The organism is Gemmobacter nectariphilus DSM 15620, assembly GCF_000429765.1.
Taxonomy (GTDB): domain Bacteria; phylum Pseudomonadota; class Alphaproteobacteria; order Rhodobacterales; family Rhodobacteraceae; genus Wagnerdoeblera; species Wagnerdoeblera nectariphila.
In genome coordinates this window covers 248,312-262,597 of sequence record NZ_AUCM01000003.1, presented here as the reverse complement: position 1 = coordinate 262,597, position 14,286 = coordinate 248,312, and the positions used below count along the sequence as shown (strand labels likewise).

Sequence of the window (14,286 nt, the reverse complement as noted above, 5' to 3'; positions counted from 1 at the left end):
TTCAATAATTCATTCTGATCCGAATTCCAGGAATTGAATCATGCCATCCGGAAATACGCCCCTTGATGGTCGACTTCCGCGGATCGCCCCATGATTGAATCTGCACAAATCAATTCACTCTGCGCTGCAGAAATTTGGCCGATCCAATATTGAGTCCCCCGGACACCTTTATTCGAACCGGGATAAGGAATTCTGACCCTCGGGCAATTTACCCCCAAATGCGGGTATCTGGACAGGCCACCAGATGATTCACTGTGCCTATCCGGGTGTTTCTGGCCTGGATTCGAGAGCGCCGCAGGTTCCCGGCAATGGGGGCTGGTGGGCATCATGAAGATCCATTTGGGGGTAAAATATCATGGCTACGATGAAAACATGGAGCGATGCCTGGGCCGCAGTGTCTGGCGTGAGCTGGCTGGGTGGCACGCCCAACAGCGACAACGGGGATTTCAAGGACATTCCCGGCGTCAACAAGGGCAAGGGCCTTGGCGGGAACGACCATATTGCCGGGAACGCCAATTCCAACACCATTGCCGGCAACGGGGGAGATGACTTCTTGCGCGGCGATGCGGGAAACGACTACCTGTTCGGTGGCAAGGGCAACGACATTCTGCTTGGCGACGAGCTTGGCGGAAGCCAGGGCAACGATGAGCTGACCGGCGGTGCCGGACGTGACGTTCTGGCCGGTGGCGGCGGGAATGACGCCTTGGCCGGTGGCGACGACTCGGACCTGCTGATTGGCGGCTCGGGCGAGGACTGCGCTGATGGCGGCGCCGGCGACGACATGGTGCTGGGCGGCTCGGACGACGACTCCCTGAAGGGCGCCGACGGCAACGACTGCATGGCCGGCCAGGCTGGCGACGACTTCATGAACGGTGGTGCGGGCGATGACATGATGTCCGGCGGCGCGGGCGATGACACGCTCTATGGGGCTGCCGGGAATGACATCATCGCCGGCAATGCAGGCGCCGACTACATCAACGCTGGTGCGGGGGATGACCTGGCCTATGGTGGTTCCGATGAGGACACCATTCGCGGCTATGATGGCAACGACACTGCCTATGGTGGTGACGGCGATGATGCCTTGCTGGGCCAGCGCGGCAACGATGCGCTGTACGGCGGTGAAGGCCACGACAACCTGCAGGGCGGTGCCGACGACGACAGGCTGTTCGGCGGCAATGGCAACGACGTCATGGAAGGCAATGACAACGCCGACTGCATGTCGGGCGGCGATGGCGATGACCTGATGTTCGGGGACAATGCCGACGGCACCGCGGCCTCTGACGAAGCCAGCGACTCGATGTCGGGTGGCCATGGCAACGACACCATGTATGCCGGTCAGGATGATGACGTTGCGGTGGGCGATGCTGGCGACGACATGATCTATGGTCAGGACGGCAACGACACGCTTGCCGGCAACGACGGCAACGACACCGTCTCTGGCGGTGATGGCGATGACCACATCCATGGCAATCAAGGTGCCGACTGCCTGATGGGCGATGCTGGCAACGACAAGATCGCTGGCGATAAAGGCAACGACAGGCTCTATGGCGGCACCGGTGACGACTGCCTCGATGGCGGCGACGGCAAGGACCGGCTGTGGGGCGAGGACGGCAACGACAGGCTTGACGGCGGCCGGGGCGACGACAGCCTTGATGGCGGCAAAGGCAACGACTTCCTGTTCGGCAACATCGGCAACGACCAGTTGCGCGGCGATACCGGCCAGACCGGCGGCGGCAACGACACGCTGCTGGGCGGAACCGGCGACGACACCCTGTGGGGCGGCAAGGATGGCGACTGCCTGATCGCTGACGAAGGCAATGACGTGCTCTATGGCGGCGCCGATGGCGACGACTTCGTGTTCGGCCACGAGCTTGACCTGGACGGCGACGGCACCTGCGATGTCATGAACCGGAACATCGGCCACAACGTTATCAAGGACTTCGACGCCGATCAGGAAGACCGCGTGGTGTTCCATACCTCCTTCGAGGGCTCGCTGTCGGCCTCGATCGTTGGGGGCGATGTGCTGGTTTCCTCCAGCCATGGCGGTTCGGTGCTGATCGAGGGGCTGGTGGCCGAGCTTGAAGGCATCGACCCGACCGATCCCTTCTTCGATGAATCGACGCTGATCGACTTCCTGACCAAGCAGGGGATCGACGGCGACGGCAAAGGGATCATCACCTTCGAGGACAAGTGCATCACGCCCTTCGTCTGCGACGCCGACCAGGCCGAAGTTCACTGCATGGAAGACTACGACTACCCCGAATGGTGCAACCGCGACCTCAGCACCGACCGGGTCGGGAATACCACGATCAGCACGACCGAAAAGCAGATCGCGGACATGTTCGTCGAGCAGGATGCCAACGTGTTCATCCAGAACGGCACGCTCTACATCAACCTGCTGGCCGAGTGATCCGGGAGGCCGAGCCCATTCTCCGAAAAGAACAGAACGCCCCGCAAGGGGCGTTCTTCCGGAGAAGACCGGGCCACGGACAAGACCCCATCCTCGGTCCGATCTCCGGGGCACCGTCCTTGAAAGAGGGCGGTGCTTCGGTTTTCGCCGGGATCAAGCGAAGAGAGCGCCCCTTTGGGGGGCGCTCTGCCGGGGAAGACCAGGCCACGGACAAGACCCCATCCTCGGTCCGTCCTCCGGGGCACCGTCCCGGAGGACGGCACTTCGCTTTGGCGAGTGTGGCAACCCCCACCCATCCAAACGTTTGCCCTGTCAATTTACCATGACGCTCCCGCCGGCACTATTCGGCCACGCGCGGACAACAACGACCGATTGTTTCGCCGGCAGATCTCAATCGTCGGCCGGAACCATGGCCGGGGCACCATCGCCGATCAGGATTGCCGGTGCGCGCCGGCCCTGGCAATCGACGTTCCGACAGGCAGGATCGACGAATAGTAAAGCGAGATCAGCTCGCTTTGCCGGTGCGTTCCCGTCTTGGCGAACACCTGCTTGAGATAGCTGCGCACTGTTGCCACCGACAGGCCCATGACCTCGGCCATCTCGGTCGGGGACCGCCCGTTCAGCACCTCTTGCGCGGTCAGGCTTTCGGATCGGGTCAGGGAATAGGCGCGAAAGAAATGCTCGCGCAGCGCGCTGTGATCGGTGCGCTGTCCTTCAAACAACACCAGCGCCAAAGGCTGATCGCCTGTCTTCAGCGGCGCCACCACCGCAAGGCGCACCAGCCCGAAACCGACCGAGACCGACACGATCGACGCGCGCTGCTGGTCGGAAACGGCCGCATGGATCGCACCTAGCAGCGCCAGGCGTTCGGCGTCCTGTGCCAGCGAAAGCCGGCCGTTGGCCACACTCCAGGCCGTGTCGGCCATCTCGTCCGCGCCGCGCCCGTCATGCACGATCTCGGCGTTGGCGTTGACGACGAAATAGGCGATCGACAGCATCTTCAGCGTCGCCTCGGCCAGCCCTTCGGGCCAGACAGGCCGGGCATAGACATGCTCGGTCAAGGCATGGGCCACATGGGCCAGCCCCATTCCCAGCAGCTCTTGCACCTCGGGCCGGTTGGTCCTGGCCGGACGGATGCAGGCCACCACGGGATAGATGCGCGCCACCGGCCTGCCGATCCCGATCAGCAGATCGCCCTGCCGGGTCCAGATCGGAAAGCGCACCGGATCCTCTGGCACCAAGGCCGGTTCTTGATCGACAGCCGGCTTTGATCGCAGGGCGCTGAATACCGCAAGCCGTGCAGTGGCCCGCCTGACCAGATCGTCTGAAATATCCGGGTGAACGTCTGGCGCAATCGATAGTCTCGGCTCGCGCAATGTTCGAATGTCGGAATCGAAGAATCCCCCCAGGATCGCCTGCATCTGGGTGATATTGCGCAGGCGATCCAGAAACTCGTCAAAATCCGCCTGCCCCGCTTGGGCAGCATTTATCTGTTGCATTGCCCCCCCGTCACGAATACCCAACTGAATCATTCGGCACCGCAAGAACGCCCGGGGTCGCAAGCAAAGTTTGTCAGGCGACAGCTTGACGAAAATCAAGCATGTCGGCCAATAAAGCATGGGCCAGAAAATGGCCTTGAATTTGTTATCACCACATCACTGGACAACACACGACCCCACAGGATCAGCTTATCAGAAATTGCCCCTGCGCGCCACAAAATCCACCAGGACATCCCGGAATCCACCGTCAAGTGCCGCGCAATACAATTTAAGATTGAATATTGGCAATAGACCAGCGCACATCTGGTGTGTATTGCAATCCAGCGCGCAATGCTGCAATTGCAAAACCGGACGATTCGCGGCGTGCGTGCGCGGATCAGTCCCGCTGACCCGACGTGCCGCAGCCCCGGATCGGGCAACTACAGCCGATCGCCCAGCAGGAATTCGGCCGCCCGGTCCAGGCGGATATGCGGCAATCCCTGCCCTGGCCGCAAATCCAAGGGGGCCGGTGCCAGCCGCATGATGCCGTAATCGCCGTCCAGCCAGGCCCCTGCCCCCTCGCGCGCCGGTGCCAGCAGGCGGGACGGGTCGACAGGCAGATCGCCCGCATACATGGCCGCCGGGCGCCCGGTGGCCTGCAAGATGCCCTGCACCGCGTGAATGGTCTCGCCCCCGCGCGACAGGTCAACCTCGGTCGTCGCCCGCAGGCTGGCAATCGCCATGGCCGCCGTCTGGGCACCGGCAAAATCCGCCCGGTCACGCGCCTCGCGCAGCATGGCGGCCAGAATGGCGGCCAGGCGCGGATGCTGGGCATGATGCAGATGATCGGCCCGGGTCGCCGCGAACAGGATCCGCTGCACCTTCTGCCCGCCGATCAGCTCGGCCAGCAGACCGCCGCGCCCCGGCCGAAAGGCCTGAAGGATCCCCGCCATCGCCCGGCGCATGTCCTCAAGCGCCGCGGGGCCGGCATGGATCGCCTCCAGCGCATCGACCAGCACGACCTGCCGGTCGATCCGCGCGAAATGGTCACGAAAGAACGGCCGCACCACGCGCGACTTGTAGGCATCGAACCGCCGCTCCATCTCGCGCCACAGCCCGCCGCGCGCCGGCGCCTCGGGCCGCGGGACAGGGGCAAAGGTCAGCGCAGGCGATCCGTCAAGCTCGCCCGGCATCAGGAACCGCCCCGGCGTCACATCCGACAGCCCCGCCTTGCGCAAAGCCGCCAGCACATCGCGCCAGCCATCGGCCAGACGCCGCGCGACCATCTCGTCCCAGCCGGTATCGGCCAGGCCCTGCAAGGCAGCCCGGTAACCCGCCGCCTCGTCCCGCCCAGCGACCCGCGCCAGCACGCCATCGGTCCATTGCTGATAGGACAGATCCATCAGCGCCAGATCCAGCAGCCATTCCCCCGGATAGTCGATGATATCCAGATGCACCTTGCGCGGCCCGGTCAAACCAAGGAACCCCGCAGGTTTCAACCGCAACGACAGGCGCAGCTCCGACACGGCACGGGTCGACTCGGGCCAATGCGGCGCCGGGCCGGTCAGCGCGGCCCGGTGCCCCTCATAGTCAAAGCGCGGCACGGTATCGTCAGGCTGGGGCTGCAACCAGACCGCCTCGATCCGCCCGTCCGCCGCGGCGCGCAATTGCGCCATCCGCGCGCGGTCCAGCAGGTTCGAGACCAGCGAGGTGATGAACACCGTCTTGCCTGCCCGCGCAAGGCCCGTCACGCCCAGCCGGATCACCGGATCGAACAGCGCCTCGGACAGCGCCGAGACCCGGCTTTCCACCCCATGCGCCAGATCCTGCGCGATTTCCGTTACACCCATGAACCCGAGCCGTCCCCATCATCTTGCCGGAAATACCCCGGGGGTCCGGGGGCTGGCCCCCGGCCGCGAGGGGGTCGCCCGATCCACCTAAGCACGATGCCCCGGAAAAACCAGAACTCAGCCTTCGGGATGCTGCGGCACCTTGCCCGACGGCGCACGATAGGGCCGTGTCACATCGGTCAGCGTCAGGTTCACGCATTCGACCGTCAGCCGCACCGCGCCATCCCCGGCCAGCACCAGCGTCAGAACACCCGTCCCATCCTCACCCGGCTCGAACTCCAGCGCCAGCACCGACAGGATCGCCGCCTTGTCGTCCTTGCCAAGGCCCTGACTGGCCACAGAAATCACATCCATCACGCTCAGAACGCTGCGCACCCGCTCAAAGGGGCGGCGCGCGCGCTCGGCGGCGCTGCGGTCCTCCCAGCGGAAGCGGTTGAGCAGCACGTCGAACCGGCGGCCCTTGCGCGAAAAGCCCATGTCGGCCCCGGTCAAGACAGCATCCTGCACCAGTGCCGAGACGACCGGCAGGTCTTCGGCCGCTTCCGCCTTCAGCCGCAGGGGCTGTTCCCCGCCATCCTCGAACCGCGCATCCACCATCAGTCGGCCACCCGTTCGATCGACGCGCCGCACGCGCCCAGCTTCTCCTCGACCCTCTCATATCCGCGATCAAGGTGATAGACCCGCTTGACCAGCGTTTCCCCCTCGGCCGCGAGCCCCGCCAGGATCAGCGAGACCGAGGCGCGCAGATCCGTCGCCATCACCGGGGCGCCGCGCAGCCGGTCCACCCCGGTCACGGTGGCGGTGCCGCCATGCACGTCGATCTTCGCGCCCATCCGCATCAGTTCCGGCGCATGCATGAAGCGGTTCTCGAAGATTTTCTCTTCCAGCACCGACACCCCGTCAGCCGTGCACAGCAGCGCCATCATCTGCGCCTGAAGATCGGTCGGAAAGCCGGGGAATGGTTCAGTCGTCACGTTCACCGCGCTGACGCGGCCATTCTTGCGCGACACTTTCAGCCCGCGCGCGGTTTCCTCGACCGAAACGCCAGCCTGATCCAGCTTTTCGGCAAAGGCCGCGACCAGATCCATCCGCCCGCCGATACATTCGACCGTGCCGCCACAGATTGCAGGCGCGAGCATATAGGTGCCCAGCTCGATCCGGTCGGTCACCACCGGATGGGTGGCCCCCGACAATCGGTCGACGCCCTGCACGGTGATGGTCGATGTGCCCTCGCCCTCGATCTGCGCGCCCATCCGGCGCAGGCATTGCGCCAGATCGACGATTTCAGGCTCGCGCGCGGCATTGCGGATCTGGGTGGTGCCGCGCGCCAGAACGGCCGCCATCAGCGCGTTTTCGGTGGCCCCGACCGAGACAAAGGGAAAGTCGATCACCGCCCCCTTCAACCCGCCTTGCGGTGCCCTGGCATGGACATAGCCATCGCGCAGGTCCATTTCGGCCCCCAGCGCCTCCATGGCCTTGAGGTGCAGATCGACCGGCCGCGCGCCAATGGCGCAGCCCCCCGGCAACGACACTTCGGCATGGCCGAACCGCGCCAGCAGCGGCCCCAGCACCAGGATGGACGCCCGCATCTTGCGCACGATGTCATAATCGGCGTGCTGGCTGGTCACGTCATGCGAGGACATGGCCAGCACCCGCCCGCCTTGCAGCGCCTGCACCTCGGCGCCCAGCGATTGCAGCAACTGGGTCATGGTGCGAATGTCCGACAGGCGCGGCGCATTGGTCAGCGTCAGCGGCTCGTCCGACAAGAGCGTTGCGGGCATCAAGGTCAGGCAGGCGTTCTTGGCGCCTGCGATGGGGATTTCCCCGTTCAGTTCCGCGCCGCCGCGCACCAGAATGGCGTCCATGCCCGTTATCCTTCGTCCTGCCCGTTATCGCCGTCCTCGTCCCCGGCGGCCCGTTCGCGCGCCTGCATCTTGCGGCGCGCCAGATTGGCCTTGAGCGCGGCCTTGAGGCGCGCCTCGCGGCTGTCGGGGGCCGTCGGCTTTTTCTTCGGGGTCTTGGAGGCGGTCATGTGCCGTAATTAGCCCAAGCCAGGCAGGCCGTCCAGATCGCGCCCGGGCAATGCGCAAGGGGGCGCCGCATGGGCGCCCCCGGGATTGTCTATCCCTGGCGCCCAGCTCAGGCGAACAGGAAGTCCTCAGCCGTCAGATCGTAGCCTGGCTCGTGATTGACCCAGATCCGCCCATTTCCCAAACCAACGACCGAAACATTCGCTGTCCGCTCGTCGATAACCAGATCCTCAAAGGCAAGCCCCGTGGCGGTCAGGTCGATCAGATCGCCCGCCTCGAAATCGGCGATGCGGTCGCGCCCGTCATGGGCGCGGAAAACGAACACATCCTCACCAGCGCCTCCGCGAAGCACGTCGTTGCCGGTGCCGCCGATCAGCGTATCGTTGCCCGTGTAACCGATCAGCGTATCTCTGCCTGCCCCGCCAGCGATCACGTCGTCATCGCCGAGGCCGGTCAGCCGGTCGTCGAGCAGCGAGCCATTCGCCCCCACATAGCGGATGCGCCCTACAACCGCCGTTCCAGCCAGCGAAATCAGCGAGGTCGTGCCCGAAATCTCGAAGGACACCGCCAGCATCGGCGCGCCCGTCGGGCTGCTCTCGGCAGGAACGAACTGGACCACCTCGGGCGAGACATCGCCTTCGCTGCTGCATTCGATATAGGTGGCGAAGGTCGCCTTGGCCGGGTCGGTGATGTCATAGACCATGATGCCGCTGTCACGCTCCAGACCGACAAAGGCAAAGGTCTTGCCACCGATCTCGCCGACGGCGATGCCCTCGGGCTCGGGGCCCTTGTTGTCCGAACGGTTGTCGCTGACCACATCCGGATCGCTGCCGCGAGTATCGTTGTTGAAGGCATTCGGCACCCGGTATTGTGCGATCAGACGTTCGAACTGGGCGCCCGAATCAAAGACCACAGTGCCGTCGGCATCAAAGATCGTGAAGCTGCGGCCGCCGTAGGAATGCAGCACGTCGATATCGCCGTCACCGTCGGTATCGCCATCGACGGTCGAGATGTTCAGCCGCTCCAGCCCCGTGGTCTTGACCGCGGCGTCGATCGACACGCCCGCCACCTTGCCGGCCAGGATGTCGCCCACACGCTGCGCCTCGCCGCGGTCATCGCCTTCGTTCGCGGTCAGGAAATAGCCCTGACCACCGATCTCGACGGCCGCGATGGCATCGGGCATCCGAAGGCCGCGCACATCCCAGGGCTTGATGTCGATCGCGCCATCCTTGTCATTGACATCCAGCGCATTGCCCTTGAGCGAATGATCGACGGTGCCCAGCGGCAACAGGCTGGTAAAGCTGCGGCTGGTCAGGTCGAACACTGCAACGGTGTTCGCCTCTTGCAGCGTCACCAGCAGGTTGCCCGACACGGGGTCGACCGCGATATACTCCGGCTCGAAATCGACCGAGGCGCTTTCGCCCGGAAAGATCCGCACGCCCAGGGCCCGCAGGTCATCTTCCATGCCGTCATAGGCCGCAAACCCATAGGTGTTCGTGGTGAAGTCGGTGCCATCGATGTCGATGACCGCGATGCCGCCTGCAGCCTGTTCGGCATAATCCGCACTGTATTCGCCTTCGAGCGCGGCATAGATCTGCGCCCCATCGGCCGAAAAGCGCACCATGTCCGGCAGGTTGCCGACCTCTTGCACCGAAACCAGCGCATGGGTGGCCGCATCGAAGATCGCGATGGCGCCGCCTTGCGGGATGCCGGCGATGGGCGCGCGGTTGATCGCGGCCGCGACAAGCGTGCCGTTCGAGGCGACCGAGGTCAGCCCGGCGAACCCGGCGATGCCGCTCAGGTCCAGATTGCCAAGGCTGGCACCGGACGCGGCGTCAAAGATGTCGATGCGTTGATCGGCGCCATTCGTCACCCAGACCTTGCCGGCCGCCAGCGAAACCACCTCGGACCCGGCCTCGCCTGCGCCGGAATCGAGTCGATGCGTCAGGGAAATGCCGCTTTCGCGTGCCAGATCGTAAGCCATGAAAACCTCCTGCGTTTCTTGCGCCCGGGGTAGCCACGGCCGGTAACGCGGGGATTTCGGCTTGATGAAGCTTCGGTGACAGCGCAGCGCCCTTGCGAACCGCTGGCCGGCCCCCTATGTTGGCGCTGTTCAGGGGCGGCAACGCACCGGGACTATGGGCATAAACGCGCACGTAATAAGCGGATCGGACCCGGGGGCGGTACCCGGCGGCTCCACCAATCACCCGTTCGTTGCGGGGGCATGGGGCCGAAACAGGATCGACGAACGTCCAAAGGTGTTTGCTTTGCCTCGGTGAGCTACCACCGTTATCGGTGCAAAAGTACAGTTGCCAACGACAACCGTGCTCCGGTCGCTCTGGCTGCGTAAGCAGCTCGGGTAACCGAAACCTAAAGCCCTTGCGCTTAGCCGCGTAAGGCGGGGCTCGCAGGTGCCTGGCAACAGAAACCTGCACCTCCCCCCTTATGCTGGCGCCTGCGGCGCGACCGTCAGTTCTGCGCGGTTTCCGCTATAGCGGAACACCAGCCGGCGCAGGGGCGCGGGTTCCATCAGCTCGATCCGCTGAAGCGAGGTTTCCAGCCCCTCGGCTTCCAGGAATGCCAGGATCTCGGCATCGGCCGTCGGATGGGTGCCGATCATCCGAACGGTGACGGCGGCCACGCCGCGCACCCCCTTGCGCAGGACAAGCGCATCATCAAGCGTCAGGAACGGCAGAGCGGGGCTGGCGGGGTCCGGGGCGGGAATGGTCATGCGCGCAAGATGGCGCAGCGCGGCAAAGGGTCCAAGCACTTGCCTGACCTTGGGCGGCGCGCTCGGCACAAGGCCGCCGGCGCCATCGCCCCGCTTCGGCAAGTTTCTGCCCGCCAGGGTTGCAAGCCGCACCCGACCCAAGCCCCCCATTCTAAACAAAAACGCACAGAATTCAGAAAACTGAACACAAGGGTTTGATATTTCATGACCCTTGAACTATATGTAGACGCATACGCGCCCAGTGATGCGCGTTTTGTGCCGCCCGAGGCCCCTGTGGCCGGCATGGTGGAGCACGTTTGTGATGCGCTTGCGCATTGCGCTTCGGCTTCCTGTCGCCTTCGGCGGCACGCGATGGAAGTCACAATAATCCAGCGGGTCGTCGCGGGGCAGCGCCGCGGCGGGTCTTGACTTGCGCTGCACAAAGACAAGGACAGTCCGTCATGACGAAACTGTTTCATGCTTCGGCCATCGCCCTTTGCTCGGGCCTGATGGCTGGGGCTGCCATGGCTCAGGATAGCTGCGGCCGCGTCTCGATTGCCGAGATGAACTGGGCCTCGGCCGGGGTTGCCGCCTGGGTCGACAAGATCATCCTGGAAGAAGCCTATGGCTGCACCGTCGATCTGGTCACGGGCGACACGATGCCGACCTTCACCTCGATGAACGAAAAGGGCGAGCCGGACATCGCCCCCGAGCTGTGGATCAACGCGGTCAAGGATCCGCTGAACGCCGCCGTCGCGGAAGGCCGGCTGATCGAAGCCGCACGCATCCTGACCGATGGCGGGGTCGAGGGCTGGTGGATCCCCAGATACATCGCCGACGCGCACCCCGACATCAAGACCGTGCCGGATGCGCTGGCCCGTCCCGACCTGTTCCCTGCCCCCGAACACCCCGACCGCGGCGGCGTGATGAACTGCCCGGCCGGCTGGAACTGCCAGATCACCACGGCGAACCTCTTCAACGCGGTCGGTGCGGCTGACAAGGGCTTTGACCTGGTCGACAGCGGCTCGGCGGCGGGGCTCGATGGCTCGATCGCCAATGCCTATGAGCGCAAGCAGGGCTGGCTGGGCTATTACTGGGCACCCACCGCGATCCTGGGCAAATATGACATGGTCAAGCTGCCCTTCGGCACCGAGCTGGACATGGCCGAATTCAACCGCTGCACGGCAGTGCCCGACTGCGAAGACCCCAAGGTGACCGAATATCCGGTGGCCGAGGTCTTTACCGTCGTGACCAGGAACGTGGCCGAAAACAATGCCGTGGTCATGGACTATCTGGGCAAGCGCGCCTGGTCGAACGATGTGGTGAACGCGATCCTGGCCTGGATGGACGCGAACCAGGGCACCAACGAAGACGCCGCCTGGTATTTCTTTGAAACCTATCCCGAGATCTGGAAGGCCTGGCTGGACGATGCCGCGGCCGCCAAGGTGCAAGGCGCGCTCTGATCCGCTGATCCGGCCTGAACTGCCCGGCATCGCCGGGCGGTTTTCCTTTTTCACCCGATACAGAAGGGATTGCCCATGGCATCTTCCTGTTGGGGGCTACCCGCGCTTTTGTGCGATGCACCCGAACTTAGCGGCAGCGCCCTGCGCCAGATGCGACGCAGCATCGACACCGGCTTTCGCGACATCGTGCGCGAGGCCTCGCCCGTCATCGACGCGGCTACCGCACCCTTGCAGAAATTCCTGAACGGGCTGGAAAGCCTGTTCGTCAACACCCCGTGGATCGTCGTCTTTGCCGTGCTGATCGCGGTGGCCTATGCTGCCAGCCGGTCCTGGCGCATCGCGCTTGGCACGGCTGCGGCGCTGCTGGCCATCGGCTGGTTCGGCCTGTGGCAGGACACGATGATCACCCTGTCGATGGTGACGGTCTGCACCCTCGTCGCGGTGATCATCGGGCTGCCCATCGGCATTCTGGCAGCCCGGTCCGACCGCGCGCAGGGCATCATCACCCCGATCCTGGACGTGATGCAGACGCTGCCCAGCTTTGTCTATCTGATCCCGGTTGTCGTGATCTTCGGCATCGGCAAGGTGCCCGGCATGATCGCCGTGGTGATCTATGCCACGCCCCCGATGATCCGGCTGACCAACCTTGGCATCCGCCTCGTCGATCGCGAGGTGATCGAGGCCGCCGATGCCTTTGGCTCGTCGAACCGGCAGAAACTGTGGAACGTGCAGCTGCCGCTGTCGCTGCCGACACTGATGACCGGGGTGAACCAGACGATCATGATGTCGCTGTCCATGGTGGTCGTCGCCTCGATGGTGGGCGTGGGCGGCCTTGGCAAGAACGTGCTTCAGGCCATCAACAACCAGTTCTTCACCATGGGCTTCCTGAACGGCTTTGCGCTGGTGGCGATCGCCATCGCCTTCGACCGCGCCTCGCAAGCCTATGGCAAGCGGCTGCAACGACATGCGGGGGCCACCGATGAGTGATCAGATCCAGACCGATCTGCCGCCGGCGGATGATGACGATACCGTCCCCGGCATCCAGATCCGCAATCTTTACAAGATCTTCGGCCCCGATGCTGCGAAACATGTCGAGGCCGTCAAGGCCGGCATGACCAAGGCGGACCTGAACCGCAAACACGGGCATACCCTGGGCCTGAGCGATATTTCCACCGATCTGCCGGCCGGCAAGATCTCGGTGATCATGGGGCTGTCGGGGTCGGGCAAGTCGACCCTTTTGCGCCACATCAACGGCCTGATCATGCCCACCGCCGGGGAGGTGCTGATCGACGGACAGGACGTCGTGAAGATGTCGCCCGAGGAATTGCGCGCCTTTCGCCGCCACAAGACGGCGATGGTGTTCCAGAAATTCGCCCTGCTGCCGCACCGGACGGTGATGGAAAACGCGGTCTATGGCCTTGATATTCAAGGCATCCCGCGCGAGGACAGCACAAGACGCGCGCGGCACTGGATCGAGCGGGTCGGCCTGAAGGGCTATGAGGACCGCTATCCCAGCCAGCTTTCGGGCGGGATGCAGCAGCGCGTCGGCCTTGCGCGGGCGCTGACCAACGATGCGCCGATCCTGCTGATGGACGAGGCGTTTTCGGCGCTGGATCCGCTGATCCGGGTGGACATGCAGACAGTGCTGCTGGATCTGCAAAAGGAGCTGGGCAAGACCATCGTCTTCATCACCCACGATCTGGACGAGGCGTTGCGGCTGGGCGACAAGATCGTCATCCTGCGCGCGGGCGAGATCTCGCAGCAGGGCACGGGCGAGGAGATCGTGCTGAACCCGCAGAACGATTACGTCCGCGCCTTCGTCAAGGAAGTGAACCGCGGCCGCGTGGTGCGCCTGCGGTCCATCCTGCGGCGCAAGGCCGATGCGATGGACTGGCCCGCGCTGCATCTGCCCGGCAACACCACGCTGGAAGAGGCCGCGCAACGCCTGATCGACGCGCCGGGCGATCTGGTGACGGTGCTGTCACGCCAGGGCCAGCCGCGCGGCATCGTGGGACTGGAAGACATCATGCGATCCATGCTGGCCAGCCCGAAAAAGGCGGCCTGAGCGGCACGCAAGAGCGGGGCCGGCCCATTCGGGGTCGGCCCCCTTGCATTCGGCGTCCGGTCCGCATCTGGCAGCCGATCCGTCCGGCCCCGACCCCGGAGGGGTTTTGCACCCCTCTGGACCACCCCGCAGGGTATTTTCAAAAAGGCAAGGCTGCCAGGCGAAGGAGCGTGGGAGCGGGCACATTCCACAAGCAGACGGGCGGTCTGCCCCGGCGGGCGGACAGCGCCCCGATGCAGCGCGCGGCCGCTTTCCTGCTTTTCGCCTTGATCCAGATATC

The 14,286-nt window shown here is 64.5% G+C and carries 11 protein-coding genes and 1 other RNA gene; 5 read left to right on the top strand and 7 right to left on the bottom strand.

The features are described 5' to 3' along the window. The first annotated feature begins 355 nt into the window (after nt 1–355). Nucleotides 356–2,410: a calcium-binding protein gene (locus G481_RS22510; protein ID WP_084450566.1), complete on the top strand. Its 2,055-nt coding sequence runs from the start codon at nt 356–358 to the stop codon at nt 2,408–2,410. 431 nt (nt 2,411–2,841) lie between these two features. Here the strand turns inward: G481_RS22510 and G481_RS0101285 are convergent, their stop codons facing one another. From G481_RS0101285 to G481_RS22505, 6 genes are all read right to left on the bottom strand, one after another. Continuing rightward, a complete protein-coding gene (locus G481_RS0101285; protein WP_028028394.1) occupies nt 2,842–3,909 on the bottom strand; it encodes a helix-turn-helix transcriptional regulator in 1,068 nt (355 codons plus the stop codon). A 419-nt stretch (nt 3,910–4,328) separates the two neighbouring features. Further along, nucleotides 4,329–5,738, bottom strand: coding sequence for a YcjX family GTP-binding protein (locus G481_RS0101280; RefSeq protein WP_028028393.1), 1,410 nt, complete (start codon nt 5,736–5,738; stop codon nt 4,329–4,331). 117 nt (nt 5,739–5,855) lie between these two features. Then, nucleotides 5,856–6,335, bottom strand: a complete 480-nt coding sequence (locus G481_RS0101275; protein ID WP_028028392.1) for a DUF2948 family protein — start codon at nt 6,333–6,335, stop codon at nt 5,856–5,858. Next, on the bottom strand, nt 6,335–7,603 hold the full coding sequence (murA, locus tag G481_RS0101270) for a UDP-N-acetylglucosamine 1-carboxyvinyltransferase (protein WP_028028391.1): 1,269 nt from the start codon (nt 7,601–7,603) through the stop codon (nt 6,335–6,337). Before murA ends, G481_RS0101275 begins: the two co-directional genes overlap by 1 nt. 5 nt (nt 7,604–7,608) lie before the next feature. Next, the gene (locus tag G481_RS26335; RefSeq protein WP_169728707.1) at nt 7,609–7,770 is read right to left on the bottom strand and encodes a hypothetical protein; all 162 of its coding nucleotides are present in this window, start codon (nt 7,768–7,770) and stop codon (nt 7,609–7,611) included. Nucleotides 7,771–7,877: 107 nt separating this feature from the next. Beyond that, entirely contained in the window at nt 7,878–9,752 is a 1,875-nt protein-coding gene (locus G481_RS22505; RefSeq protein WP_051294226.1) for a choice-of-anchor I family protein, read from the bottom strand. 88 nt (nt 9,753–9,840) lie between these two features. Here G481_RS22505 and ssrA point away from each other — a divergent pair. Further along, nucleotides 9,841–10,204: a transfer-messenger RNA gene (gene ssrA, locus G481_RS25345) on the top strand. 7 nt (nt 10,205–10,211) lie between these two features. Here ssrA and G481_RS0101255 read toward each other — a convergent pair. Then, nucleotides 10,212–10,538, bottom strand: a complete 327-nt coding sequence (locus G481_RS0101255; protein WP_154664491.1) for a hypothetical protein — start codon at nt 10,536–10,538, stop codon at nt 10,212–10,214. 401 nt (nt 10,539–10,939) lie between these two features. Here G481_RS0101255 and G481_RS0101250 point away from each other — a divergent pair, with 401 nt between their 5' ends. The 3 genes from G481_RS0101250 to G481_RS0101240 all read left to right on the top strand — a co-directional run bounded on the left by G481_RS0101250 (nt 10,940) and on the right by G481_RS0101240 (nt 14,006). Continuing rightward, a complete protein-coding gene (locus tag G481_RS0101250; protein WP_028028389.1) occupies nt 10,940–11,941 on the top strand; it encodes an ABC transporter substrate-binding protein in 1,002 nt (333 codons plus the stop codon). Nucleotides 11,942–12,016: 75 nt separating this feature from the next. Continuing rightward, on the top strand, nt 12,017–12,928 hold the full coding sequence (locus G481_RS0101245; protein WP_028028388.1) for an ABC transporter permease: 912 nt from the start codon (nt 12,017–12,019) through the stop codon (nt 12,926–12,928). Continuing rightward, nucleotides 12,921–14,006, top strand: coding sequence for a quaternary amine ABC transporter ATP-binding protein (locus tag G481_RS0101240; protein ID WP_028028387.1), 1,086 nt, complete (start codon nt 12,921–12,923; stop codon nt 14,004–14,006). Before G481_RS0101245 ends, G481_RS0101240 begins: the two co-directional genes overlap by 8 nt. The last annotated feature ends 280 nt before the right edge of the window (nt 14,007–14,286 follow it).

Excerpts from the sequence above, each read along its gene's own strand:
- G481_RS0101240 (WP_028028387.1), top strand. The coding sequence starts at position 12,921 with ATGAGTGATCAGATCCAGACCGATCTGCCGCCGGCGGATGATGACGAT.
- G481_RS0101280 (WP_028028393.1), bottom strand. The coding sequence starts at position 5,738 with ATGGGTGTAACGGAAATCGCGCAGGATCTGGCGCATGGGGTGGAAAGC.
- G481_RS0101275 (WP_028028392.1), bottom strand. The coding sequence starts at position 6,335 with ATGGTGGATGCGCGGTTCGAGGATGGCGGGGAACAGCCCCTGCGGCTG.
- G481_RS0101285 (WP_028028394.1), bottom strand. The coding sequence starts at position 3,909 with ATGCAACAGATAAATGCTGCCCAAGCGGGGCAGGCGGATTTTGACGAG.
- G481_RS0101250 (WP_028028389.1), top strand. The coding sequence starts at position 10,940 with ATGACGAAACTGTTTCATGCTTCGGCCATCGCCCTTTGCTCGGGCCTG.
- G481_RS26335 (WP_169728707.1), bottom strand. The coding sequence starts at position 7,770 with ATGACCGCCTCCAAGACCCCGAAGAAAAAGCCGACGGCCCCCGACAGC.
- murA (WP_028028391.1), bottom strand. The coding sequence starts at position 7,603 with ATGGACGCCATTCTGGTGCGCGGCGGCGCGGAACTGAACGGGGAAATC.
- G481_RS22505 (WP_051294226.1), bottom strand. The coding sequence starts at position 9,752 with ATGGCTTACGATCTGGCACGCGAAAGCGGCATTTCCCTGACGCATCGA.
- G481_RS22510 (WP_084450566.1), top strand. The coding sequence starts at position 356 with ATGGCTACGATGAAAACATGGAGCGATGCCTGGGCCGCAGTGTCTGGC.
- G481_RS0101245 (WP_028028388.1), top strand. The coding sequence starts at position 12,017 with ATGGCATCTTCCTGTTGGGGGCTACCCGCGCTTTTGTGCGATGCACCC.